The organism is Amycolatopsis sp. CA-230715, assembly GCF_018736145.1.
GTDB lineage: Bacteria > Actinomycetota > Actinomycetes > Mycobacteriales > Pseudonocardiaceae > Amycolatopsis.
The window spans coordinates 255,934-280,314 of the sequence record NZ_CP059997.1 but is presented as its reverse complement, the minus strand read 5'-3'; the positions used below and the strand labels follow the sequence as shown (position 1 = coordinate 280,314).

The window sequence follows — 24,381 nt, the reverse complement described above, 5'->3', positions numbered from 1 at the left end:
GTAAGGCGGGAAGGGCGCGGTGGTCGGGCAGACGCGCCGGGGAAACACGCGGCAAACCGGGCGTGGAATGATTGAGGCGATGCCTACCACGCCTGCTTCACCCGCGCCCGGCCCGGCCGTCGCGCAGGCCGCCGCACCCGGCTCGAGCCCCGCTCGCCGCGTGCTGCCCGACGCCCCCTTCCTGGTCGCCGCGCGCGGTGGCACACCGGCGAGGCTGCCGGTGTGGTTCATGCGCCAGGCGGGCCGGTCCCTGCCCGAGTACCGTGCGCTGCGCGAAGGCGTGGCGATGCTCGACTCGTGCTTCGACCCCGAGATGCTCGCCGAGATCACCCTGCAGCCGGTCCGCAGGCACGGGGTCGACGCCGCGATCCTGTTCAGCGACATCGTGGTCCCGCTTCGCGCGGCCGGTGTCGACATCGACATCGTGCCGGGCACCGGCCCCGTCGTGGCCTCGCCCGTCCGCTCGGCCGCCGATGTCGCGGCGCTGCCGGAACTCGACCCTGCCCAGGTCGGCGCGGTCGCCGACGGCGTGCGCCTGCTCGTCGAGCGGCTCGGCACGACGCCGCTGATCGGGTTCGCGGGCGCGCCCTTCACGCTCGCCTCCTACCTGATCGAAGGCGGGCCCAGCCGCAACCACGAGCACACCAAGGCGCTCATGCACTCCGAGCCGCGGGTGTGGCACGCGCTCGCGGGCAAGCTCGCCGACATCGCGCTGACCTTCCTGATGGCCCAGCTCGACGCCGGTGCCGACGCGATCCAGCTCTTCGACTCGTGGGCTGGCGCGCTTTCACCGCGGGACTACCGCGAATTCGTGCTGCCGCATTCCACGCGCGTCTTCGAGGGGGTCGCGGCCTACGGCGTGCCGCGGATCCACTTCGGCGTGGGGACGGGCGAACTGCTCACCGCGATGCGCGACGCGGGGCCGGACGTCGTCGGCGTCGACTGGCGCGTGCCGCTCGACGAGGCCGTCCGCAGGCTTTCCCCGTCGGAGAAACCCGTGGTGGTGCAGGGCAATCTCGATCCGGCGCTGCTGCTGGGGTCGTGGCCGGTCGTCGAGGCCGAGGTGCGGCGCATCGCCGAAGAGGGCAAAGCCGCCGCGGGGCACGTGTTCAACCTCGGTCACGGCGTGCTCCCCGGTACCGACCCGGACGTGCTGACCAGGGTCGTCGAGCTGATCCACCAGTTATGACCGGTATCGCCGTCGTCGGCGGCGGGATCTCCGGGCTCACCGCCGCCTACCGGCTGCGCGCCGAACTCGGTGACCGCGCGGAGATCACGGTCGTCGAATCGTCGCCGTGGCTCGGCGGCAAGCTCCGCACGATCGACCTGGCGGGCCGCGCCTACGACGTGGGGGCGGAGGCCTTCCTGGCGCGCAGGCCCGAGGCGATGGACCTGGTGGCGGAGATCGGCCTCGGCGACCGGCTGACCCATCCGACCGGCGCCCGCGCCACGGTGCTCGCGGGCGGGCACGCGACCGGGCTGCCCGCCGGGACGGTGATGGGGGTGCCCAGCTCGCCCGAAGCGGTCAAGGGGGTGCTCTCGCCGGAGGCGGTCGCCCTTGTCGCCGCCGAAGCCGGGCTGCCGCCCGTCGAGCTGGGCGAGCACGACACCGATCTCGGCGCGCTGCTGCGGCGGCGGTTCGGGGACGAGCTGGTCGACCGGCTCGTCGATCCGCTGCTGGGCGGCGTGTACGCGGGCGGCGCCGACGGGCTCGGCCTGCGCGCGACGATGCCGGGGCTGGCGAAGGCGATCGACGGCGGCGCTCGGTCGCTCACCGAAGCCGCGGCCTCGATCACGCCGCCGTCCCCGAGCGGGGCTCCCGTTTTCGGGACGCTCAAGGGCGGACTCGGCACCGTCATCACCAGGCTCGCCGAGCTTTCGCGCGCTCGGATCCGGCTCGGCGTCCCCGCCCGCGCGCTCCGGCGCACGGCGACCGGGTGGCGCCTGGAGCTGGGCGCGGCCGCGCAGGCGCACGCGCCGGAGCAGTCCGTGCTCGACGTCGACGCGGTCGTGCTCGCGGTGCCCGCGCCCGCCGCGAGGCGGCTGCTGGCCGACGCCGTGCCCGCCGCGGCGGAGGCGTTCGCCGGGATCGAGCTGGCGTCGATGGCCGTCGTCGCGATGGCCTTCCCGCGCGGGACCGAGCTGCCCGAGTCCTCGGGGCTGCTGATCGGAGCGGGGGAGCGCGCCCCGTCCGGCACCCCGCTGACCGCGAAGGCGTTCACCTTCTCGGCCAGGAAATGGGGCCACTACGGGGAAAACGACGGCCCGGTGCTGCTGCGCGGGTCCGTCGGCCGGTTCGGCGAGACGGCGTCGCTGCAGGCCGGCGACGACGAACTGGCCGATCTCGTCCGGCGCGATCTGGCCGAGACCACGGGGCTGACCACGACACCGATCGAGGTCGCGGTGACGCGGTGGGGCGGCGGCCTCCCGCAGTATTCGGTCGGGCACTTCGAGCGGGTCGCCCGCATCGAGCGCGCGGTCGCCGAGGCGGGCGGGCTCGCGGTCACCGGCGCGGCGTTGCACGGCGTCGGCATCCCGGCGTGCATCGCGACGGCCACCGCGGCGGCGACGACCGTCACGGCGGGGATGCCGACCGAGTAGGTCCGCAGGTTGGCATACTGGGTGCCATGGCGCGCCTGAACTACAACGAGCTCAACGACACCATCCGCTACACCGCGTGGTCGGTGTTCCGCGTCGAGCCGGGCAAGCTGCCGGACGACCGCGGCCCCGCCGCGCGCGAGACCACCGAGTACCTCGACGCGCTCGAGGGCAAGGGCGTGATCGTGCGCGGGGTGTACGACGTGGCCGGGCTGCGCGCCGACGCCGACTACATGATCTGGTGGCACGCCGAGGAGATCGAGCAGGTGCAGGCCGCCTACACCGGGTTCCGCCGCACCCCGCTCGGCAAGGTGTCGACGCCGGTGTGGAGCCAGGTCGCGCTGCACCGGCCCGCCGAGTTCAACAAGAGCCACGTGCCCGCCTTCCTCGCCGGGGAAGAGGCGCGCAAGTACATCTGCGTCTACCCGTTCGTGCGCTCCTACGAGTGGTACCTGCTGCCGGACGACGAGCGCCGCAAGATGCTCGCCGACCACGGCAAGGAGGCGCGGGACTACCCGGACGTGCGCGCCAACACGGTCGCGTCGTTCGCGCTCGGCGACTACGAGTGGATCCTCGCCTTCGAGGCCGACGAACTGCACCGCATCGTCGACCTGATGCGCCACCTGCGCGGCACCGAGGCGCGGCTGCACGTCCGCGAGGAGGTCCCGTTCTACACCGGGACCAGGGTGCCGCCGTCGGAGCTGATCACCAACCTCCCGTAAGTCCATTGTGGACTAGCGACGGAACGGGTTCCACCGCCGCGGTTTCGGCAGTTCGCCGCGGTCGACGAGCCACGCCGCGAACGCGGCCGCGTCCTCGCGCGCCCTGGTGCCGACGAACTTCGGCCGCTCGTCGGCGTAGGTGTCGAACAGCGCCGCGAACCGGCCGCCGAGCGCGTCGGGGAGATCGGGCCTGAGGTAGCCGACGACCCGCCTTCGCTTGGCGCGCAACACCTTCCGCTCGACGTGCACGCGGTCCTCGTCGAACCCCGCTGGGGACGGCCCGCCCGAGAGCAGCGCTTCGAGCAGCGCCGCCTGCTGCTCGGCGAGTTTCCTCCGTTCGGACGTCACGCCCGCGCCCCGGCGTCGAGCGCGGCCCGGATCGCGGCCAGCTCACCCGCCAGTTCGGTGTCGCTGGGGTAGTCGTCGTCGCGTTCCAGCAGCACGCCCGGCGGCTCGGTCCGCGACCGCAGCTCGGTGAGCAGCTCGAGCACCTCGGGCCGCACCGGGTGCGCGTGGGTGTCGTGGTAGACGCCGTCGCGGTCCACGCCGCCCGCGACGTGGACGTAGGCGATCTTCTCGAGCGGAATTTCGTCGAGGAAGACCTCGGGATCGGTGCCGATGTTCCGCGCGTTGGCGTAGAGGTTCGCCACGTCGATGATCAGCCCGCAGCCGGTGCGCTCGGTCAGCTCGGCCAGGAACCGCGCCTCGGACAGCTCCGCGTCCGGCCATTCGAGCACGGCCGCGATGTTCTCCACCGCGAACGGCACGCCCAGGATGGACTGGGTCAGCTTCACGTTGTCCACCAGCACGTCCAGCGCCGCGCGGGTGCGGGGGAGCGGGATGAGGTGGCCCGCGTCCAGCCCGCCCGCGCGCACGAAGCACACGTGATCGCTCGCCATCGGCGCGTCGAGCGCGTCGGTGACCGCGGCCAGGTGCTCGACGCGGGCGGTGTCGAGATCCTCCGCACCGCCCAGCGACAGCGAAACCGCGTGCGGCAGCACCGGAAGTCCGCGTTGCTTCAACGAAAGCAGCGACGCGGGCAGGTGCTCGACGTGGAGGTTCTCGGCGACGACCTCGACCCAGTCGACGCCGGGCAGCCGGGCGATCGACAGGTCGATCTCCGGCCGCCAGCCGATCCCGACCCCGAGCGGGGCGAGCGAGTCAGCCACCGCACCCGCCACCACCGCCGCAGGACGAACCGCCGCCACCGCACGAAGAACCGCCGCCGCAGGAAGACCCGCCGCACGACGAGCCGCCACCGTAGTTGCCGCCGCCCCACGAGCCGTTGCCGCTGAACAGCCCGCCCGCCTGGGGCATCATCGCGTCGCTGAGCTCTTCGTCGGGATACATCGCGAGCCCGCCCAGCGCCACCGCGCCGACCGCGCCCGCGAACAGGCCGGCGCCGGCCAGCCCGCTCACGGGCGAGCGCTGGCCGGGTGCTCCGGCTTCTTCGGTCTGCTCCGCGTTTTCGGCCCGCTGCCGCGCTTCCCGTGCCTCGGCCAGCACCTTGTCGCCCGCCGAGCTGGCCAGGCCGGGGCGGTCGCGTCGCATCAGGAAGCGGGTGAGCAGCAGCGCCGCGACCGCGGCGAGCACGAACCAGGTCAAGTACCCGGTCGAGCGCCCGTGCGAGTTCCCGTTGATCCAGCGCGCGATCCCGAGCACGAGGACCAGCGCGTAGAAACCCATGACCGAACGCCACACGGTGCGGCGCTTGTCGTCGGAGACGATGAGGCCGGACTCGGTGACCTCCCGTTCGACCGCGTACATCGCGTTGTCCACGCGCATCCGCAACCGGACCTGGCGCACCGTCCCGCCGGTGGTGGCCACGTGCCGCACCACCGCGGCCTCGACGCTGTCCGTCGGGATCGTGCCGGTGTCGGTGAGCCTGCCGGACGAGGACACCCGCAGGCGCTCGCTGTCCACCAGCGCGGCGATCGCGGTGTCGGTGACCCTGTCCGGCCCGCCCGCGACGTAGGCGAGGTGGTAGACGTCGGGCACCGAGGACTGCCTGCCGCCACCGGCGCGCTTGAGCGACGCGACCCACAGCGGTTTCACCACGATCGGCACCAGCAGCAGGACCGCGTAGAGCCCCAGGAATCCGGGACCGGAAATACCCCACGGTTCATCCATGATCGCTCCCCCAGCTCGGTAGAACTCGCGAGTGACCAACCGTAGTGGGTGCGGGCACGCCGCACGGGGGGAGTGACCAGTTCGAGACCGGCGGGCTCAGCCTTCCGGCACCAGTTTCAGCGCGATCGAGTTGATGCAGTAGCGCTGGTCGGTCGGCGTGTCGTAGCCCTCGCCCTCGAACACGTGGCCGAGGTGGCTGTGGCACGAAGCGCACAGCACCTCGATGCGCTTCATGCCCATCGTGCGGTCTTCGCGCAGCAGCACCGCGTCGGAGTCGGCGGGGTCGTAGAACGACGGCCAGCCGCAGTGGCTCGCGAACTTGGTGGTGCTGCGGAAGAGTTCGGCTCCGCAGGCGCGGCATTCGTACGCGCCGACGGTCTCGGTGTCGGTGTATTCGCCGGTGAAGGGACGCTCGGTGGCGGCCTGGCGCAGCACCGCGTACTCCTCCGGCGCGAGCTCCTGCCGCCATTCCTGGTCGGACTTCACGACTCGGGGGGTCGCGCCGACAACAGGCTTCATGCCGGGTTTCATGGTCCCCACGCTACTCCGCGAGCCAGTGCGCGGCCCGCACCAGGATCTCCCACGAGGCGACTATCACGCCGAGCATGATGAGCGCCACCAGCAGCACCGCCGCCCAGTACCGCAGGCCGCCGAGGCGGGCGCTGGAATCGGCGAAGTCGGCGACACCGTCGATGGACGCTTCGACGGTGAAAGCGGGCTCGCAGCGTTCGATCCGGTCGAGGTGCTCGGCGAACGCGCGCGCCTCCGGATCGTTCGGGTCGAGGCCGACGAGGTCGTCGTGGAACCGGCGACGGGGGTCACGCCCGGTATCGGCCATGGGCCCACGGTAAGCCACCGGCGGGCCCGCGCGCATCAACCGACGTGGGTGTCCGAGTCGATTTTCAGCCCGGCTGGTGTGTTGACCACGCGGAACGCCTTGCGGCCGCTGGGGAGGTTGACGTACATGTCGACCGAGCCGTCCGCGTTCGAGCCACGGTCGGCGCGGATTACCCCGTAGCTGCTGGACATACCGGCCCAGTAGGCGGCGAAGTCCTCCGCCCCCTTGAAGGCCCCTTGCGCGCCCGGGGTCAGCATGCCCCATGCGGCGGCGGAGCCCTTGGCGCTGATGAACTGGTCGACTAGGCCGCCCGCCTGGCTGTACTCGACCTTGCCCGTGCTGGGCGTCTGGCCGACGGGGGAGGACGGTGCCGTGCTCGGCGACTTCGACGACGACGGCGGTTTGGCCGAGGACGAGGACGGAGTGGCCGGAGGCGGGGTCTGCGCCTCGTTCTTGCTGCTGTTGTTCAGCACCAGGAACACGATCAGCGCGACGACGAGCACCCCGGCGGCGCCGGAGCCGAGCATGATCGCCTTGCGGTTGGGCGCGCTCTTCGCCGCCTGCGCGGTCTCTGGTGGCCGGTGCGGCGCCGCCGCGGTGGGCACGGCGGCGGGCGCGAACGTCGAGGTCGGCAGCCGGGGCGGGGTCGCGGGCGCGGCGGGGGTGCGCTGCCACGGCGGGGGCGCGGCGGCGCTGGGGATGCCTTGGCCGGGCGTGTCGACCGGGGCGGCGGGCTGGCGGCCCGGTCCGAACAGCGGCGGTGACACCGCTGTCGCGGCGGGCGCCGGTTCCCCGGCGGCGAGCGCGGCGAGGCGTTCGCGCGCTTCGCTCATGCTCGGCCGTTCGTCGGCCTCGGCGCGCAGCAGGCTCATCAGCAGCGCGGTCGCCTGGCCGGACTGGCGCGGGGGGATGACCTGCCCGTTGGCCGCGGTGTAGAGCAGCGCGAGCTGGTTGGAGCTGTTGCCGTACGGTGGCTGGCCTTCGAGCGCGTGGTACAGCGTGGCGCCGAGCGAGAACACGTCGGACGCGGGCGCGGGATCGGAGCCGCGGGCCAGTTCGGGCGGCAGGTACGCGGGCGTCCCGCCGATCAGGCCGGTCTGGGTGAGGGTGAGGTCACCGGCGGCGCGCGAGATGCCGAAGTCGGTGATCTTCGTGGTCCCGGACTCGTCGATGAGGATGTTGCCGGGCTTGATGTCCCGGTGCACGATGCCGGCGCGGTGCGCCGCGACGAGCGCGGAGGCGACCTGCTCGCCGATGCGGGCGACCTGGGCGAGCGGCAGCGTCGGCTGCTCGGCGAGGACCGCCGACAGGCTCTTCGACGGCAGGTATTCCATGACCAGGCACGGATCGCCGCCGTGCTCGGCGATGTCGAAGACGACGATCGCGTTGGGGTGCTGGAACCGCGCCGCGTTCTTGGCCTCGCGCATGGCGCGCTGGCGCACGGTCGCCCGTTCCGACTCGGAAAGACCCGGCTGGGCAAGGATTTGCTTGACGGCGACGGATCTTTCGAGTCGTTCGTCGACAGCACGCCAGACGACGCCCATGGCACCGCTGCCAATGTGCTCGACGAGGCGATAGTGCCCTGCGATGAGCTGACCGGTGTCGATGACGCCTACTCCTGTAGAAACATCTCGCGTTCGTGGCTTGACCGAGCGCGAACAACGCCGCCGCGCACTCGTTCGAGTGTAGCGGGCCGGAGTTTGCGCCTGCGGTCAGCCGCGCCCGTCAGCTCGTGACCGCGGCCACTTCCTCCGGCGCCCGCTCCTTCGCGCGGACGACCTTGAGCAGGCCGAGCCCGCCGAGCAGCGCGAAACCGCCGTAGCAGGCGATCAGCGCGGGCGGGGTGCCGCCGGTGAGCGCGTCGCCGAGCACGACCACCGCGACCGTGCCCGGCACGCTGCCGAGCACGGTGCCCGCGAGGTACGGCCAGAACCGGATCGACGAGATGCCGCAGCAGTAGCCGAGCGGCGCGAACGGGACCACCGGGATCAGGCGCAGCGACGTCACCGCGAGCAGGCCGCCGCCGGAGAGCCGTTCGTTGACCACGCGCACCGGTGTGCGGTGGAGATGAGCGGTGACGAGATCGCGGCCGAGCAGCCTGGCGAGGCCGAACCCGAGCGCGCCGGACACCCCGGTCGCCGCGAGCGCGACGCCGATGCCGACGGCGTTTCCGAGCAGCAGCCCGGCGGCGAGGTTGAACACGGTGCGCGGTATCGGCGGCACGGTGAGCAGCGAGTAGGCCGAGAAGAAGAGCACCGCCGTCATCGGGCCCGCGCCGGCGGCCCAGTCGCGCAGCCGCGCCGGGCTGGGCACCGGCAGCACGAACGCGGCCACCACGAGCGCGACGAGCAGGACTGCCGCGACGATCAGCTTCCTCCGGCGGGACATGCGGTCAACGGTAGGGCACCGGGCTTCGCGTCCCGCTACCGTGTGCGCGTGGCCAAGAAGAACGGTGACCCCGTCGAATACCAGGTCGGCGCGCGCACGGTACGGGTGTCCAGTCCGGACAAGCCGTACTTCCCGGAGCGCGGCATCACCAAGCGGCACGTGGTCGAGCACTACATCGCGCTCGGCGAGCCGATGGTGCGCGCGCTCGGTGAGCGGCCGACCACACTCAAGCGGTATCCCGACGGCGTCGCCGGAGAGTTCTTCTACGCCAAGCGCGTGCCCAAAGGCGCGCCGGACTGGGTGGACAAGGTCGAGATCACCTTCCCGTCGGGACGGAAGGCGGAGGAGGTGTGCCCGACCGAGCCCGCGGTGTTCGCGTGGGCGGCCAACCTCGGCACGTTCGACTTCCACCCGTGGCCGGTACGGCGCCCCGACGTGGACCACCCCGACGAACTGCGGATCGACGTCGACCCGCCCGACGCCGCCGGGTTCGAAGACGCGGTGAAGGTCGCGCACGTGGTCAGGGAGGTGCTGGCGGACGCGGGGATCACCGGGTACCCGAAGACCTCGGGCGGCCGCGGGGTGCACGTGCTGGCGAGGATCCGCCCCGAATGGGATTTCATCGCGGTGCGGCACGCGGTGATCGCGCTGGGCCGCGAGGTCGAGCGCCGTGCCCCCGAGCGCGCCACGATCGCGTGGTGGAAGGAGGAACGCGGCGGGAAGGTGTTCCTCGACTACAACCAGGCGGCGCGCGACCGCACCGTCGCCTCGACGTGGTCGGTCCGCGGCACCGCGCGCGCGACCGTGTCGACCCCGCTGACCTGGGCGCAGCTCGACGAGGTGCACCCGGACGACTTCGACGTGCTGACCGCGGCCGACTGGTACCGCGAACACGGCGACCCGCACGAAACCATGGACGCGACGCCGTTCGGCCTGGAAACCGCGCTCGAGTGGTACGACCGCGACGAGCGCGACCACGGGCTGGGGGAGATGCCGTACCCGCCGGACTACCCCAAGATGCCGGGGGAGCCGAAGCGGGTCCAGCCGAGCAAGGCACGCGCCGACACCTGAGTCACACTGGGGAATGGCGCGCCGGGGGAGCCGTTGAAACCGGTGTGCAGGATTTCGAGACGCCACCCCGGATTTCGGTGCTGGACCGGTCGCCCGCGGCCGAGGGCGGCACGCACGCGAGTGCGCTGAGGGAGACCGTTCGCGCCGCCGTCGAGCTGGAAACCCTTGGCTACCACCGGGTGTGGGTGTCCGAGCACCACAGTGTGCCGGGGATCGCGGGGTCCGCGCCGACCGTGCTCGCCGCCGCGATCGGGGCGGCCACCACGCGCATCCGGATCGGCACCGGGGGCGTGATGCTGCCCAACCACCGCCCGCTCGTGGTCGCCGAGCAGTTCGGGGTGCTCGAGTCGCTGTTCCCCGGGCGGGTCGACATGGGGCTGGGCCGGTCCGTCGGGTTCACCGGCGGGGTGCGGAAAGCGCTGGGGCACAACAAAGACGACGCGGACAGGTTCGCCGACCAGGTCCGCGAACTCCTCGGGTACCTCTCCGGCGACCAGCGCGTGCACCCCGGTGTGCACGCCTTCCCCGCCGAAGGGCTGCGGATCCCCGCGTTCGTCCTGGCCACCGGCGCGGGCGCCGATCTCGCGGCCGAACTGGGCCTCCCGCTGGTGATCGCGGCCATCCGCGGTGAGCAAGCGCTGGTGGACGCCATCGGGCGGTACCGCGAAGGCTTCCGGCCTTCGAAAGTTCTGCCCGCGCCGTACGTCGTGCTGTCCACTTCGGTCGCGGTCGGGGAGACGTCGGAGGACGCGTGGCGCCTTCTCGTGCCCGAGGCGTGGTCGAACGCGTATTCGCGGACCCACGGCGTCTTCCCGCCGTTGAAACGCGCCGACGACGTGCTCGCCATGACGATGACCGACACCGAGCGCCGCCAGTTCGACCGGGCGCTGAGCGGCCAGGTGTTCGGCACCGCGGACGAGGTCGGGGCCGAACTCGCGCGCCGGGCCGCGGTCTCCGGCGCCGACGAGATCCTGGTGACCACCGGCGCCACCGATCGCGGCGCGCTGCTGGACTCCTACCGCAGGCTGGCCGCGGTCACCGGGATCGGCGCAGGTCCTCGGGTGGCGCCAGCCGTGCGTGCGGGTCGAGGGTGACCCCGCCCGCGCGCAACGTGTGGTCGAGCACCGCCCAGATCGCGCCGGCCAGCAGCTCGGTGAGCCGCTCGCGGCTCACCGCGGTTTCGCCGGGCGCATCGAGCCGCGTGAGCCATTGCCGGGTCGCGGATTCCACGTACCCGACCACGCCGAACGCCGTGGTTTCGGCGGGCGCGGGGTCGATCCCGAACGCGTGCAGGTAGCCCGCGAACAGCGCGGTGAGGTGCGTGCCGAGTGCGGCGGCGACGTCCGGAGTGGTTTCGTCGCACGCGTGCCGGGTCAGGTAGCGGTAGAGGTTCGCGTGCTCGGTCAGCCAGCGCAGGTGTTCTTCGACGGCCACGGTGATCATCTCCAGCGGGGAGCCCTTCGGGTTCCACACCGGTTCGAGCTCCGCGATGATCAGCTCGCGCGCCTTCGCCGCGATCGCGCCCTGCAGGTCGGCGGCGTCCGCGAAATGCTTGTAAAGCCGCGTTCTCGCGACTCCGGCGCGATCGGCGATCTGTTCGGTGGACACTTCCGGCCCGTGGTCGGCGATGGCCGCGAGCGCGGCGTCGACGAATTCCGTGCGCCGCCGCTCCCGCTGGCCTGCCCATCGTGTGGTGCGGCCGTCGGGACGCGGGGAAGCGGACATCCCGGCAGTCTATCCACCCGGCCCGCAGCGCTGTACCCTCAGTAACAGGTACAGGGTTGTACCCCCTAAGGAGGTGGGACGATGCCAGGGCAGATCAGGGACGCCGAAAGCACCGCCACGCGGCTGCTCGGCTCCTCGGTGCGCAACTCCTACGACCCCGATCTCGACGTCGACTGGGCGGCGCCGCTGGTCGAGGGCGCCTACTTCATGCCGCCGCGGCGGATGTCGCTCTACGGCACGAGCCTGTGGGACGGGCTGAGCGAGGAGCAGCGCGTCGAACTGTCCCGGCACGAGATCGCGAGCATCATGAGCGTCGGGCTGTGGTTCGAGATCATCCTCATCCAGATGCTCGCCCGGTACGTCTACGATCTCGACCCCCGGCAGGCGCACGCGCAGTACTCGCTCACCGAAATCGGCGACGAGACCCGGCATTCGATCATGTTCGCGCGCACCGCCGAACGCCTCGGCGTGCCGCGCTACGGCGCCCCGAAGCTGGTGCACGACCTCGCGCGGATCTACAAGGCGACCGCGGGCGGGCCGTCGATGTTCGCCAGCGTGCTCGTCGCCGAGGAGACCACCGACCGGCTGCAGCGGTCCATGATGGACGATCCGGGAATCCAGCCGCTGATCCGCGCGGTCAACCGGATCCACGTGGTCGAGGAGGCGCGCCACGTCCGGTACGCGCGCGAAGAGGTCAGCAGGACGGTGCCGAAGCTGAGCCGCCGCGCGCTGGGCTGGCACCGGTTCTCCACCGCCGTGGTGTCCTTCGCGGTGATCGATTCCTTGGTGGACCCGAAGATCTACGCCAGCGTGGGCATCACGCCGTCGGAAGGGCGGGCCGCCGCGCTCGCGAACCCGCACTTCCACGAAACACGCCGCTGGATGGCCGAGAAGATCGTGCCGTTCCTGCGCGAGGAGGGCCTCATCGGCGGGCGCAGCGCGAAGATCTGGAAGCGGGCGCACCTGGTCTGATGCCAGCCGGTCACAGCCGGAGCTGGAGGTGCGTCAGCAGGCGGTCCGCCGGATCGGCGAGGCTGATCCCGGACAGCTCCTCGGCGCGCCGAACCCGGTACCGCACGGTGTTGGGGTGCAGGTTCAGCGCGGCCGCGGCGCGCCGTACGTCACCGAAGGCTTCGAGGTAGGCGAGCACGGCGGGCAGCAGGATCCCGCCGTGCTTGGCGTCGTGCTCACGTAGTTCGGCGAGCCGGGGATCGCGGATCCTCGGGGAGTCCTTGAGCAACGAGAGCACCTCCGACAGGAGCACTTCGGAGCGCACGTCGGCCAGCGCCGCGACATCGCCCTGCCAGCGGCCCCTTGCCATCGCGTCGAGCACGCGGTCCGCGTCGGCCCGTGACGCGGCGGTGTCGGCGAGCCTCGTCGCGACGCCGCCGAGCCCCGCGTACACGGGCAGGTCGAGGTGCTGCCGCGCCGCCTGCACGATTTCCTTGGCCAGCGCGAGAATCCGCGCCTCGGCGCGCTCGCCGAGATCGGGGAGCAGCGCGTAGACGCGGTTGCCGAGCACGCTGACCATCGCGGTGCGTCGGTACGCGGCGGCGTGCACGGTGATCAGGTGCACCAGCTCAGCGCGCCGGGGACGCCGGTCGGGGTTGGCGCCGTGCAACGCGAACGCGGCGACCAGCGCGGGCCGCGCCGGATCGGCCCCGATGTCCTCGGCGACCGACTGCGCGTCGACCCGGCCGTCGAGCAGGCTGACCAGCAGGTCTTCCCGCAGCCGTAGCTCGGGGCTCGGATCGGCGGGCCGCCGCAGCAGCTGCGGTCCGAGCGTGCGGCTGGCGCCGAGCAGCGCGGTCTCCGCCTGCTCGGTCAGCGGCGTGGCGCCCTCCTGCACCCAGATCGTGCCGAGCGGCCGGGACCCGGCGTGGATGCCCGCCGCGATCCGCCTGCGGATGCCGAGCTCCGGCCGCTCGTCGATCCGGACGACACCCTCACCCGCGCGCAGGCGCTGGTAGACGCCCCATTCGCGGAGCATCGCGAGGTACTTCTCCGGGCCCTGCCTGCCCAGGATCGACAGCCGCCGCAGCTCGTCCACCTCGTCGCCCGCGGAGTAGGCGAGCACACGCGCGGCGGTGTCCTCGATGCTCACGAGACCACCCGTGACGGTGGCGACCGTCTGAGCCAGCGCGAACAGGTCGCCGAGCAGCTCGCCGGTATCGGCTTCCCCGTCGGCGCGCGCCGCGTCGACGACCGCGCGCGCGAGCGCTTCGACCTGTTCCCAGCGCGCTTCCGGCCGCACCGCGACCAGCGCGACCCCGGCTTCGGTGGCCTGCTCGGCGAGCTCGGGACCGGACTTGACCGCGACCGCCGCGGCGCCCGCCCTGCCCGCCGCCCTGATCGCCGGGACCGCGGCCTTGCCGCGCGCGCCGATCACCAGCGCGAGATCGCCGGGACGCGGGTCCGGCGGGTCTTCCGGGTCGAGGATCGCCACGTCGTCGATCTCGACGCCGAGGCCGCGCGGGGCCGTCAAGACTTCGACGAGGTGATCGCCGAGGCTGCTCAACACGGTGCGCAGCGTGGCCTTGTTCGATCGGCCAACATCCATCCGGTAATTCTAGCCGCAAGAACAAACTTTCTTCGCGGTCAGAGGCATAGCGTTCTCTGAAATCCCCCTAGGCAAGAGAGAGTCGAGGAGCCGCCGTGGACGCCGTCACCCAGACCCCCGCCCCGAAGAACGAGCCGGTGCGTGACTACGCCCCCGGCAGCGCCGAGCGCGCTGAGCTCGAGGGAGCGTTGAAGCGCCTGGGCAGCGAAGGTCCGATCGACCTGACCGCGACCATCGGCGGCGAGCAGCGCCTCGGCGGCGGCGAGCGGATCGACGTCGTCCAGCCGCACAACCACCGCGCCGTGCTCGGCACTATCCGCGGTGCCACCGCCGCCGACGCCACCGACGCGATCGAGGCGGCGAAGACCGCCGCCCCCGAGTGGCGCTCGCTTTCCTTCGACGACCGCGCCGCGATCCTCCTGCGCGCCGCCGACCTGCTGTCCGGCCCGTGGCGCGCGACGCTGAACGCCGCGACCATGCTCGGCCAGTCGAAGACCGCGATCCAGGCGGAGATCGACTCCGCGTGCGAGCTCGCCGACTTCTGGCGGTTCAACGTCGACTACGGCCGCCGCCTGATCGCCGAGCAGCCGGCCAGCTCGGCCGGGCTGTGGAACCGCATGGAGCAGCGCCCGCTGGAAGGGTTCGTCTACGCGATCACCCCGTTCAACTTCACCGCCATCGCGGGCAACCTGCCGACCGCGCCCGCGCTGATGGGCAACGTCGTGCTGTGGAAGCCGTCGCCGACGCAGAGCTTCGCCGCGCACCTGACCATGCGCCTGCTCGAAGAGGCCGGTATGCCGCCTGGCGTGATCAACCTGCTTCCCGGGCACGGCAAGGACATCTCCGAGGTGGCGCTGACCCACCGCGACCTCGCCGGTATCCACTTCACCGGTTCCACCCCCACCTTCCAGCACCTGTGGGGCACCGTCGGCGCCAACATCTCCGGCTACCGCAGCTACCCGCGCCTGGTCGGGGAGACCGGCGGCAAGGACTTCGTGCTCGCGCACCCGTCGGCCGACGTCGACGTGCTGCGCACCGCGCTCGTCCGCGGCGCCTTCGAGTACCAGGGCCAGAAGTGCTCGGCCGCCTCGCGCGCCTACGTGCCGCGTTCGCTGTGGAACCAGCTCAAGGACGGCCTGATCGCCGAGACCGAGGCGCTGACCTACGGCGACGTCACCGATCTGAGCAACTTCGGCGGCGCGGTGATCGACCGGCGCGCCTTCGACAAGCACGCCGACGTCCTGACCCGCGCGGCAGGAGACCCCGAGCTGGAGGTCATCGCGGGCGGCACCGTCGACGACAGCGTCGGCTACTTCGTGCGCCCGACCGTGATCGTGTCCGGCAACTCGAAGCACGACGTGTTCCGCACCGAGTTCTTCGGCCCGATCCTCGCCCTGCACGTGTACGAGGACGCCGAGTACGACGCGATCGTCAAGCTCGTCGACGAGACCGCGGACTACGCGCTCACCGGCGCGGTGATCGCCAACGACCGCGCGGCCGTGGCGAAGACGATGGACGCGCTGCGGTTCGCCGCGGGCAACTTCTACGTCAACGACAAGCCGACCGGGGCGGTCGTCGGCCAGCAGCCGTTCGGCGGGGCGCGCGCGTCCGGCACGAACGACAAGGCGGGTTCGATCTTCAACCTGCTGCGCTGGACGAGCCCGCGCTCGATCAAGGAGAACTTCGTCCCGCCGACGAACGTCGGCTACCCGCACCAGGGCTGAGGCCCTTCTCGAGAGGAGTGCGCGATGCTGCGTGCATCTTTGCTGGCGGCGGCGCGATCCACCAGGATGCGCTCGCTGGTCGAAGCGGTTCCCGTGACCAGGTCCGTCGTCGAGCGGTTCGTCGCGGGGGCGGCCACCCGCGACGCGGTCAGAGTGGTCAGGGAGCTGACCGCCGACGGCAGGCGGGTCACGCTCGACCACCTCGGTGAGGACACCACCGACAGCACGCAGGCCGCCCGGACCGCCGAGGCCTACTCTGCGCTGCTCGGCGCGATGTCCGGCGAAGGGCTCGCGGCGGGCGCGGACGTCTCGGTGAAGCTGTCTGCGGTCGGGCAGTTCCTGCCGGTGGACGGCGAGAAGATCGCGCTGGAGAACGCCAGGAAGATCTGCGTCGCCGCGGCGGAGGCCGGTGCCACGGTGACGCTGGACATGGAGGACCACACCACCACGGATTCCACGCTGGGCATCCTGCGCGAGCTGCGCGTGGACTTCCCGTGGGTCGGTGCGGTGCTGCAGGCGTACCTGGCCCGCACCGAAGCGGACTGCGCCGACCTTTCCGGGCCGGGTTCGCGCGTGCGGCTGTGCAAGGGCGCCTACGCGGAGCCCGCTTCGGTCGCCTACCAGGACAAGTCCGAAGTGGACAAGTCCTATGTGCGCTGTCTCGGGGTTCTCATGCGGGGCAAGGGATATCCGATGGTCGCCACGCACGACCCGAGGATGATCGCGATCGCCGAGCACCTCGTGGTGGACACCGGCCGGATGGCGGACGACCACGAGTTCCAGATGCTCTACGGGATCCGTCCCGACGAGCAGCGCCGCATCGCCGCCGACGGCGCCGCGATGCGCGTGTACGTGCCCTACGGCGACGAGTGGTACGGCTACTTCATGCGGCGCCTCGCCGAACGCCCGGCGAACATGGCGTTCTTCCTGCGCGGCCTCGCCACGAAGAGCTGAAACTTCCCTGATGGCCACCGTGTTCCCGACCGGTGGCCATCAGGGAGAACCACCGGTCATTCGGCCTCGGCTGCTGCCGCCTTGGCCTTCACCTCGGTCATGTCGAGGCCGCGCGCCTGCTCGATCAGATCCTCCAGCGCCGCTTCGGGCAGGGCGCCGGGGTTCGAGTAGACGAGGACCCCTTCCCTGATGATCGCCAGCGTCGGGATCGAACGCACCTCGAAGGCGGCCGCGAGCTGCTGCTGCGACTCGGTGTCGACGGAGGCGAACACGAGGTCGTCGTGCTTTTCGGATGCCTTTTCGTAGACCGGCGCGAACTGACGGCACGGGCCGCACCAGCTGGCCCAGAAGTCGATCAGGACGAATTCGTTGCCTTCCACGACGTCGTTGAAATTCTCGGTCGTCAGTTCCAGGGTGCTCATACCCCACCCAACGAACGGATCGCGGTGCGCATTCCCGCCCGGTTGGCGTAGCGTCGTGGCGGCACCCCGACCCCAGGAGACCAGATGGCCGAAAACGAGATCCTCAGCCGCATCGACGAGCTGATCGCCGAGGAGCGCGAACTGCGTTCGCGGGTGACCGGTACCGGCCTGTCCGCCGAGGAGCAGGGCCGCCTCGGACTGCTCGAGCAGCGCCTCGACCAGTGCTGGGACCTCCTGCGCCAGCGCAGGGCGCGCACCGAGTTCGCCGCCGACCCCGACGGCGCGCAGGTGCGCCCGGCAGGCCAGGTCGAGTCCTACCGCCAGTAGGACACCGCGAGTACACCTCCACGCAGTAGGGTGCGCGCCCGTGAGTTTCTTTCGAGCGGCCGGTGCCGTGACGATGGCGGCCGTCCTGGCGTTCACGCCGGTCAGTGCGAGCGCGCACCCCGCCGCCCTCCGCGTGCTGAACTACAACATCCACACCGGGATCGGTGCCGACGGCAAGCTCGACCTGGCGCGGACCGCGCGGGCGATCCTCGGCACCGGCGCCGATGTCGTCGGCCTGGAAGAGGTGGACCAGCACTTCTCGGCCAGGAGCGGCTACGCCGACCAGGCCGCGGAGCTGGCCGCGCGCACCGGGATGCACGTGTTCTTCGCCCCGATCTACGACCTCCCGCCGGAGCAGGGGCACCACGACCGGCGCCGGTACGGCGTCGCGGTGCTGAGCCGGTTCCCGTTCCTGCGCACCGAAAACCACCAACTCACCCGTCTGTCCACAGTGGATCCCAACCCGGTGCCCGCGCCCGCCCCCGGTTTCGCGGAGGCCGAGGTGCGCGTTCGCGGTGAACGCCTGCACGTCTACGCGACCCATCTCGACTACCGGCCCGATCCCGCGATCCGGCGGATCCAGGTGGCCGAGACCGTGCGGGTGCTCGACCACGACGGCGCCCGCGCGAAGCAACTCCTGCTCGGCGACTTCAACGCCACCCCGGCCGCCCCGGAACTGGCACCGCTGCTGCGCCGCGTGCGCGACGCGGGACCGCCGGACCCGACCTATCCCGCGGAGGCCCCTACCGCGAAGATCGACTTCGTGACGACCTCGGGCGGGTTCCGGGTCCGTGACGCCGAAGTGCCGGTCACGCACGCCTCCGACCACCGCCCGGTGCTGGCCGCGCTGAGCGTCCGCTGACGTATCCTCGCGGCGTTCGGCGAATAGCGATCGTCGACGGGAATACGTATTCGTCGCGGAGACGCGACCAGGGTGATAACGGTTGCGCATTCGGCCGCGTCGCCGCGTAACACCACGAGTACGCGCGGCGAGTGCCTTTTCATGGATGTGCGAACAGCGGCGCGGGCGAAGTGGCCGAACCGGGCGGGGATCGTGTTGGCCGCTTTCGGAATTCCGTTGGTGCTCGGTGCGGTTCCGGCGTGCTCGCCCGGCGGGGAAGGCGCGCGCCAGTCATCGATTTCTCCGTGGAGCACCACGTCGCCGCCGTCCACCACCGGCTCGGCCGCGTCGGGGAAATACCTCGTGACCGAGATCGTGGACGCCGGGACGGTGCGGGTCACCGGGCCGCTCGGGGTGTCGCTGGTGCGCATTTCCGGGCTGCACACCCCGCCCGCGAACGGAACGGGATGCTTTGGCGCCGAATCCGTGGCGTGGGCGAGAAACGCACTGATGAACCAGTACGTCACGCTGGACGTCGACACGGTGGATCCCGCGGTCGCTTCGGTCACGCTCGCCGATGGCAGCGACTATTCCGTGCTCGCGGTGCGAGCGGGTTACGCGCGGTTCGCGACGGCCGGGATCGCGCTCGACGCGGCCAGGAAGACGGCGGAGGAGGCAGCGGAAGCGGCGAAGCGCGGCCTCTGGGCACCGCCGTGCCTCGGCGCCATCGACACACCGCCCGCGTCGACATCCTCCGCGCAGCAAGGGAAACCGGCGGGCCCGGCACCGTCGGCGGGGCCGTCCGTCACGCTGCCACCCGTGCCGAAGACGAAGGCCGTTCCGCTACCGGAACCGGTGATCGAAGCGCCAGCGGCTTCCTCGACCGGAGCGCCGCCACCGGCGTCCGGTGGCGGCTCGGTCTACTACAAGAACTGCGACGCGGCTCGTGCCGCCCATGCCGCGCCCCTGCACGTGGGCGATCCCGGCTACCGCCCGGCGCTCGACCGCGACCACGACGGCACGGCCTGCGAGTAGTTCTTCACCGGCGTCTCACGCTGACGAAGCACACGGCGGTGACCACCGCGGCGCAGCCGCCGAGCTGCAGCGCGCTCGGCGCTTCGCCCAGCAGCACGATGCCGAGCACCACGGCGCCGATCGGCTGCATGAGCATCAGCGTCGCGCCGGTGCTCGACGACAGGCGGGGGAGCGCGGCGGCGATGAGCAGCCAGCCCACCGCCTGCCCGCACACGGCGAGCGCGACGAGCCAGCCGAACGCCGCCCAGCCGGGGGTGAGATCGACCCCGTGCCACGGCGCGCCGACGGCGATCGCGACCGCGCCTGCCGACGTCGTGGCCAGGCACACCGACCGCACCTGCCCGCCGGGCTTGGTGCCGCGGCGCAGCAGGACGAGGTATCCGGCGTAGGCCACCCCGGCGACGACGCCGGTGACCGTGCCGTACACCGGCGCCGGGCCGAAGGCCGACGAGTCGGCGATCCCGCCCGCCAGCACGATGCCGCCGAGCATCACCGGCACCGCGAACAGGTAGCGGCGACCGGGGCGCTCGCCGAGGAACGCGAACGCCAGCCCCGGCACGATCACGACCTGGACGGCGACCAGCACGGTCGCGATCCCGGCGCCGACCGCGCCGATCGCCTCGGCCCAGCACACCAGGTCGATGCCGAGCAACGCGCCCGCGACCAGCGGGAGCACGACCGGCTGCGGTCCTTCCCTGCGGCGTTCGGCCAGCGCCAGCGGGACGAGCAGCGGCAGCGCGAGCAGGCACCGGAAGAACACGCTGGTGCCCGCGGACGTGCCGGACAGCTTCACCAGCAGCGACGAGGCCGAGATGCACAGGCCGCCCGCGACGGCGAGCAGACGCGGATCGGCGCTCTCGGCGATCCTCGTGAGCGGGCCGGATCGGGTGCGCGCGGGGGCCGGGACCGTCGTTTCGGCGCGGTCGGTGGTGGTGGTCATGCCTCCAGCGTGGTGGTCCACACTGTGCACGACAAGCGAATGTTTCTGCCGGTTATTCGGTAGCATAGCTACCGTGTTCGGACTCGAGAGGATGCGCGCGCTGCTCGCCGTCGCCACGCACGGTTCGGTGGCCGCCGCGGCGGAAGTGCTGCACGTGACGCCGTCGGGGGTGTCCCAGCAGCTCGGCAAGCTGGAGCGGGAAGCGGGGCAGCCGCTGCTCGAACCGCACGGCAGGGGTGTCCGGCTGACCCCGGCCGGCAAGGTGCTCGCCGAGCACGCCGAGGTGGTGTTCGCCCAGCTGGCCGCCGCTCGGTCCGATTTGGACGGACTGCGCCAGGACATCATGGGCCCGGTGCGGATCGGCGCCATCTCGACCAGCCTGCACGCGCTCCTGCCGCCCGCGCTGGCCAGGCTCGCCGCGAAGCACCCGCGCGTGTCGGTGCGCCTGACCGAGGGGGAGGCGGAATGGATGGTGCCCGCGGTCGCGGCGGGCGACGTCGACCTCGCGGTGATCGAAAGCTGGGAGAACTACCCAGCGCCGATCGTGGCGTCGACCTCGCGCGAACCGCTGCTGACCGAAACCACCGACCTCGCCCTGCCCGCCACGCACCGCCTCGCGCACCGCAAGACCGTGAACCTGTCCGAAGTGGACGATCTGCCGTGGATCGCGTGGACCGAGGGTTCCCGGTGCCACCACTGGCTCGAACAGACACTGCGCGCGGAAGGGCTCGACCCGGAGGTCACCTGCACGGTCGGCGGCTACTCGACCCAGCTCGCCCTCGTCGCGGGCAACGTGGGCGCCGCGCTGGTGCCGAAGCTCATCCACACCAGGCCCGGCTCAATACCGGACGAGGTGCGCATCGTGACCACCAAACCGGTCGTGCACCGGACGATCTACGCCGTCTGGCGCACCGGCGCCGACACCCCCGCGGTTCGCGCGGGCGTCGAGGCGCTCAAAGCGGTTTCCGAACAGGTCGCGGGCGGACTGGTCGCCGCCGATGGGAACGCCTTCCGTCCGTGATGGCGGCGGAGGCCCTCCGTTGGTCCCCGAAGGCCACCTTCGGGGCGCCTAGCGCCACTTTTCTCACTCTCGCGGCGGTACGGCCCCGGGAGCCGATGCCCCGAAGGTCACCTTCGGGGCACTGGATTCCCCGAACGCCACCTTCGGGGCACGACAGCCCGCCACGAAGACCGAGATCGGGACGCTCAACGCCCTAAGAGGAGCCTTCGGCGGCACCCGCGGCCCGCCCCGATCTCTAGAGGAGCATCTTTCGGGGCACCAACGTCGCGCCCGCTCAGGCCGGGCAGAGGGTGCCGTCGGTCGGGACCTTGCCGTCCACGAGGAAGCCCTGCACCGCGGCGAGCACGCACGGGGAGCCGAGCGAGCCGTGTCCCGCGCCCTGCCAGGCCACCCGCACCGCGCTCGGCATCTGCTGCGTCGCGTGGATCGTGCCCTGCTCGGGGGTGACCGGGTCGGTGGCGGTGCTGGTCACCAGTATCGGCGGCGCGCCGGGCGCACCGGCGGGCGGTGGTGGCTCGTTCCGCGTCGGCCACGGGCTGCACCACGCCAGTTCCTGCGCCAGCAGCGCCCCGAACAGCGGGTACTTCTGGGCGAGCCCGGTCGTGACGGTGCCGATCCGGTCGGCGGGGACCCTGGTCTTCGTGTCGTTGCACGTCGTCGCCAGCGCCGCGTCGAGCCGGGCGGGCTGCAGCGCGCTGCCGTTGAGGAGCCGGTCGGTGAAGGCGGCGAGCTTCGCCGGGTCGCCGCCGCGGCCCGCGGCGATCGCTTCGGCCAGCTCCGGCCACTTCGCGTGGTCCGCGAGCCCGATCAGCACCGCGCGCAGCGCGAGCCCCGGCCCGAACGGGTCGCCGCTTTCGAGCACCGGCGGCGCACCGCGCAGCCGGTCGAGCAGCGCGGTGACCGCGGCCGCGGCGTTGCCGCCGACCGGGCAGCCGCGCGCCACGCAGTCCGCGCCGAACGCGTCCAAAGTGGACTGAGCGGCGGCCGCCATGCCGTCGAGCACCGCGGTGCGGTCCTCCGACGGGTCGGGGATGCCGTCGAGCACGAACCGGCCGACGCGCCCGGCGTAGCGCACCGCGTACGCGCTGAGCACCTTCGAGCCCTCGCCCCGCGCGATCGCGTTCAGCTTGGTCAGGCCGAGTTCGTCGCGCAGCTCTTCGAGGTCACCGGCGGTCCGCCAGGTGTCCAGCGCCTGCTGCTCGGTGTCCAGCTCGATGCTGCACTGCTGGCCCGCCTTGCGCGCCGCGTCCAGCACCGGCTCCTCGTTCGCGTCGGCGGGGTCGTGGCTGAGCAGCGCCGACCTGACGTCCTTCGACACGCAGCCGATCGGGCTGGACTGGCCGGAACCGCGCCGGTCGACGCCGACGAAGCTGAACTTCCGCAGCAGTTCCTGCGGCACCGCCGCGGCGAGCCGCGCGGCGTACAGGGTGCCGGGCTCGCCGTCGATGTCGTTGAGCACGGCCAGCGGCACCGGACCGCTGCCGACCTTGAGCACGGAGACCCTGGTGAGCCCCCGGCCGGGGAGGTCGGGCGAGTCCAGCGGCGAGGACATCCGCGCGCACGAGAACGTCAGCGACGGGTCCACCGCGGGTTCGCCGAGCCGCGCGCGGGTCTCGTCGCCGCAGTCCGCCCACTCCAGCGTCGACCTGGTCGGCGCCACCAGCGGCGGCAGCGGCACCTGCTGCGCCGACGACGGCGCCTTCGGCGGCGGACCGTCGTTCTGGACCACCTCCGGGCGCGTCGACGGGCCTGCGGTACAGCCGGTCAGCAGTGCGGCGGTCACCAGCGGGATGACCGCGGCCTGGAGCCCCCGGGAACGACCGGCGAGGGGGAGACGGCGGGGCACGGGCGGGGTCCTCACTTTCTGCACGCGAACTGCTGGTGACCTTCGCATGCCTGTGGTGAGAGATCGGTAAGCGGGTGCCTACGCCGACGGACGCACCTCGCCGCGGAGCACGGCGTCGAGGTCGTAGCGCGCGGGCTCGTCGAGCTGGGCGTAGTCGCACGACGACGGTTCGCGGTCGGGCCGCCAGCGCAGGAACTGGGCGGTGTGCCGGAACCGCGACGGGTAGCCGCCCTCGGTGTGCTCGTAGGAGACCTCGACCACGCGCTCCGGCCGCAGCGGAACCCAGGCGTGCTCCTTCGCCCGCCACCGGGTGATCCCGCCGGGCAGGCGCTGGCCTTCGACCGTCGCGTCCCCGAGCCACGGGTGCGCGCCCTCGGTGACGAGGTCCGCCAGTTCCCCCGCCAGTTCGCGCCGCCGCGCCACCGGGAAGGAACCCACCACACCGACGTGGTGCAGCACGCCGCGTTCGTCGTGCAGGCCGAGCAGGAACGAGCCGACGGCCTCGCCTTCGGCGCCGTCCACGTGCCACCGCAGCCCGGCCAGCACGCAGTCGGCCGTCCTGGTGTGCTTGTACTTGAACATGATCCGCTTGTTCGGCTCGTAGACCGCGTCGAGCGGTTTGCCGATCACACCGTCGAGTCCGGCGCCCTCGAAGAGGGTGAACCACTCGCGCGCGGTCGCCGGATCGGTGGTGGCGGGCGTGATGTGCACGCCGTCGGCGGCCAGCTTCACCAGGTGCTCGCGGCGCACGCTCGTCGGCTCCTCGGCGAACGCGCGGTCGTCGAGCGCCAGCAGGTCGAAGGCCACGAAACTGGCCGGAGACTGCTCGGCCAGCAGCCGAACCCTGCTCTCCGCGGGGTGGACGCGTTCGGTGAGCGCGTCGAAGTCGAGCTTGCCGCCCCGCGCCACGACCAGTTCGCCGTCGACCACGACCCGCTCCGGAAGGGCGGCGCGCAGCGTCTCGAGGACTTCGGGGAAATACCGGTTCAGCGGTTTTCCGGCACGCGACTGCAGGGTGAGGTCGTCACCGTCGCGGAAGACCAGGCACCGGAACCCGTCCCACTTGGGTTCGAAGAGCAACTCACCCGAATCCGGGATGCGCTTCACCGGACGCGCGAGCATGGGCTTGACTGGTGGCTCGATCGGCAACGCCATGGCGACATTCTGCCCGCGCCGCGGCGGGAGGTGGCCGTACGCCACGCTGGTCTGCCGGGGCGGAGAGGCGAACAATGGAATTTC

General features: G+C 72.0%; 25 protein-coding genes. 12 read left to right on the top strand and 13 right to left on the bottom strand.

Annotation, left to right across the window (positions count from 1 at the left end; translation table 11 throughout):
- The first annotated feature begins 79 nt into the window (after window positions 1-79).
- Genes hemE through hemQ form a run of 3 tightly spaced genes read left to right on the top strand, consistent with a single transcriptional unit; the run spans window position 80 to window position 3,320 of the window.
- Window positions 80-1,189, top strand: a complete 1,110-nt coding sequence (hemE, locus tag HUW46_RS01300; RefSeq protein ID WP_215545510.1) for a uroporphyrinogen decarboxylase — start codon at window positions 80-82, stop codon at window positions 1,187-1,189.
- A complete protein-coding gene (hemG, locus tag HUW46_RS01295; RefSeq protein ID WP_215545509.1) occupies window positions 1,186-2,601 on the top strand; it encodes a protoporphyrinogen oxidase in 1,416 nt (471 codons plus the stop codon). The genes hemE and hemG overlap by 4 nt, the downstream gene beginning before the upstream one ends.
- Window positions 2,602-2,627: 26 nt before the next feature.
- Window positions 2,628-3,320: a hydrogen peroxide-dependent heme synthase gene (hemQ, locus tag HUW46_RS01290; RefSeq protein ID WP_215545508.1), complete on the top strand. Its 693-nt coding sequence runs from the start codon at window positions 2,628-2,630 to the stop codon at window positions 3,318-3,320.
- A gap of 12 nt (window positions 3,321-3,332) precedes the next feature.
- On the opposite strand, the gene HUW46_RS01285 is transcribed toward hemQ, so the two are convergent.
- The 7 genes from HUW46_RS01285 to HUW46_RS01255 all read right to left on the bottom strand — a co-directional run bounded on the left by HUW46_RS01285 (window position 3,333) and on the right by HUW46_RS01255 (window position 8,676).
- Window positions 3,333-3,668: a hypothetical protein gene (locus HUW46_RS01285; RefSeq protein ID WP_215545507.1), complete on the bottom strand. Its 336-nt coding sequence runs from the start codon at window positions 3,666-3,668 to the stop codon at window positions 3,333-3,335.
- A complete protein-coding gene (locus HUW46_RS01280) occupies window positions 3,665-4,489 on the bottom strand; it encodes a DUF692 domain-containing protein (protein ID WP_254125689.1) in 825 nt (274 codons plus the stop codon). Before HUW46_RS01280 ends, HUW46_RS01285 begins: the two co-directional genes overlap by 4 nt.
- Window positions 4,482-5,450, bottom strand: coding sequence for a TIGR04222 domain-containing membrane protein (locus HUW46_RS01275; RefSeq protein ID WP_215545505.1), 969 nt, complete (start codon window positions 5,448-5,450; stop codon window positions 4,482-4,484). Before HUW46_RS01275 ends, HUW46_RS01280 begins: the two co-directional genes overlap by 8 nt.
- 96 nt (window positions 5,451-5,546) lie before the next feature.
- Window positions 5,547-5,969, bottom strand: a complete 423-nt coding sequence (gene msrB / locus HUW46_RS01270) for a peptide-methionine (R)-S-oxide reductase MsrB (RefSeq protein WP_215549598.1) — start codon at window positions 5,967-5,969, stop codon at window positions 5,547-5,549.
- Window positions 5,970-5,991: 22 nt separating this feature from the next.
- On the bottom strand, window positions 5,992-6,288 hold the full coding sequence (locus HUW46_RS01265) for a hypothetical protein (protein ID WP_215545504.1): 297 nt from the start codon (window positions 6,286-6,288) through the stop codon (window positions 5,992-5,994).
- 35 nt (window positions 6,289-6,323) lie between these two features.
- The gene (locus HUW46_RS01260) at window positions 6,324-7,877 is read right to left on the bottom strand and encodes a serine/threonine-protein kinase (protein WP_256451447.1); all 1,554 of its coding nucleotides are present in this window, start codon (window positions 7,875-7,877) and stop codon (window positions 6,324-6,326) included.
- Window positions 7,878-8,013: 136 nt separating this feature from the next.
- Window positions 8,014-8,676, bottom strand: a complete 663-nt coding sequence (locus tag HUW46_RS01255) for a TVP38/TMEM64 family protein (RefSeq protein ID WP_215545502.1) — start codon at window positions 8,674-8,676, stop codon at window positions 8,014-8,016.
- A gap of 48 nt (window positions 8,677-8,724) precedes the next feature.
- On the opposite strand from HUW46_RS01255, the gene HUW46_RS01250 reads away from it, so the two are divergent.
- Entirely contained in the window at window positions 8,725-9,747 is a 1,023-nt protein-coding gene (locus HUW46_RS01250; RefSeq protein ID WP_215545501.1) for a DNA polymerase domain-containing protein, read from the top strand.
- A 44-nt stretch (window positions 9,748-9,791) separates the two neighbouring features.
- Window positions 9,792-10,841 carry an LLM class flavin-dependent oxidoreductase gene (locus HUW46_RS01245; RefSeq protein ID WP_215545500.1) on the top strand — a complete coding sequence of 350 codons (1,050 nt, stop codon included), beginning with the start codon at window positions 9,792-9,794 and terminating at the stop codon, window positions 10,839-10,841.
- Here HUW46_RS01245 and HUW46_RS01240 read toward each other — a convergent pair.
- On the bottom strand, window positions 10,783-11,472 hold the full coding sequence (locus tag HUW46_RS01240) for a TetR/AcrR family transcriptional regulator (RefSeq protein WP_215545499.1): 690 nt from the start codon (window positions 11,470-11,472) through the stop codon (window positions 10,783-10,785). The genes HUW46_RS01245 and HUW46_RS01240 overlap by 59 nt on opposite strands.
- Window positions 11,473-11,553: 81 nt before the next feature.
- Between HUW46_RS01240 and HUW46_RS01235 the strand changes: the two genes are divergently transcribed.
- Window positions 11,554-12,444 carry an AurF N-oxygenase family protein gene (locus HUW46_RS01235; RefSeq protein ID WP_215545498.1) on the top strand — a complete coding sequence of 297 codons (891 nt, stop codon included), beginning with the start codon at window positions 11,554-11,556 and terminating at the stop codon, window positions 12,442-12,444.
- 10 nt (window positions 12,445-12,454) lie between these two features.
- Here HUW46_RS01235 and HUW46_RS01230 read toward each other — a convergent pair whose 3' ends face one another.
- Window positions 12,455-14,032 carry a PucR family transcriptional regulator gene (locus tag HUW46_RS01230; RefSeq protein WP_215545497.1) on the bottom strand — a complete coding sequence of 526 codons (1,578 nt, stop codon included), beginning with the start codon at window positions 14,030-14,032 and terminating at the stop codon, window positions 12,455-12,457.
- A gap of 95 nt (window positions 14,033-14,127) precedes the next feature.
- On the opposite strand from HUW46_RS01230, the gene pruA reads away from it, so the two are divergent.
- The gene (gene pruA / locus HUW46_RS01225) at window positions 14,128-15,756 is read left to right on the top strand and encodes an L-glutamate gamma-semialdehyde dehydrogenase (RefSeq protein WP_215545496.1); all 1,629 of its coding nucleotides are present in this window, start codon (window positions 14,128-14,130) and stop codon (window positions 15,754-15,756) included.
- A gap of 24 nt (window positions 15,757-15,780) precedes the next feature.
- Window positions 15,781-16,710: a proline dehydrogenase family protein gene (locus HUW46_RS01220; RefSeq protein ID WP_215545495.1), complete on the top strand. Its 930-nt coding sequence runs from the start codon at window positions 15,781-15,783 to the stop codon at window positions 16,708-16,710.
- A 56-nt stretch (window positions 16,711-16,766) separates the two neighbouring features.
- Here HUW46_RS01220 and trxA read toward each other — a convergent pair whose 3' ends face one another.
- Window positions 16,767-17,132, bottom strand: a complete 366-nt coding sequence (trxA, locus tag HUW46_RS01215; protein WP_215545494.1) for a thioredoxin — start codon at window positions 17,130-17,132, stop codon at window positions 16,767-16,769.
- A gap of 84 nt (window positions 17,133-17,216) precedes the next feature.
- Here trxA and HUW46_RS01210 point away from each other — a divergent pair, with 84 nt between their 5' ends.
- From HUW46_RS01210 to HUW46_RS01200, 3 genes are all read left to right on the top strand, one after another.
- Window positions 17,217-17,459 carry a DUF2630 family protein gene (locus tag HUW46_RS01210; RefSeq protein WP_215545493.1) on the top strand — a complete coding sequence of 81 codons (243 nt, stop codon included), beginning with the start codon at window positions 17,217-17,219 and terminating at the stop codon, window positions 17,457-17,459.
- Window positions 17,460-17,499: 40 nt separating this feature from the next.
- On the top strand, window positions 17,500-18,321 hold the full coding sequence (locus HUW46_RS01205) for an endonuclease/exonuclease/phosphatase family protein (RefSeq protein WP_442860903.1): 822 nt from the start codon (window positions 17,500-17,502) through the stop codon (window positions 18,319-18,321).
- 141 nt (window positions 18,322-18,462) lie between these two features.
- Window positions 18,463-19,335 (top strand): thermonuclease family protein, encoded by an 873-nt coding sequence (locus HUW46_RS01200; RefSeq protein WP_215545492.1) that lies wholly within the window; start codon window positions 18,463-18,465, stop codon window positions 19,333-19,335.
- Between the two features lie 4 nt (window positions 19,336-19,339).
- Here the strand turns inward: HUW46_RS01200 and HUW46_RS01195 are convergent, their stop codons facing one another.
- On the bottom strand, window positions 19,340-20,275 hold the full coding sequence (locus tag HUW46_RS01195) for a DMT family transporter (protein ID WP_215545491.1): 936 nt from the start codon (window positions 20,273-20,275) through the stop codon (window positions 19,340-19,342).
- A gap of 73 nt (window positions 20,276-20,348) precedes the next feature.
- On the opposite strand from HUW46_RS01195, the gene HUW46_RS01190 reads away from it, so the two are divergent.
- Entirely contained in the window at window positions 20,349-21,296 is a 948-nt protein-coding gene (locus HUW46_RS01190; RefSeq protein ID WP_215545490.1) for a LysR family transcriptional regulator, read from the top strand.
- Window positions 21,297-21,570: 274 nt separating this feature from the next.
- Here the strand turns inward: HUW46_RS01190 and HUW46_RS01185 are convergent, their stop codons facing one another.
- On the bottom strand, window positions 21,571-23,142 hold the full coding sequence (locus HUW46_RS01185) for an alpha/beta hydrolase (RefSeq protein ID WP_254125688.1): 1,572 nt from the start codon (window positions 23,140-23,142) through the stop codon (window positions 21,571-21,573).
- A 78-nt stretch (window positions 23,143-23,220) separates the two neighbouring features.
- Window positions 23,221-24,297 carry an ATP-dependent DNA ligase gene (locus HUW46_RS01180; protein WP_215545488.1) on the bottom strand — a complete coding sequence of 359 codons (1,077 nt, stop codon included), beginning with the start codon at window positions 24,295-24,297 and terminating at the stop codon, window positions 23,221-23,223.
- Between the last annotated feature and the right edge of the window lie 84 nt (window positions 24,298-24,381).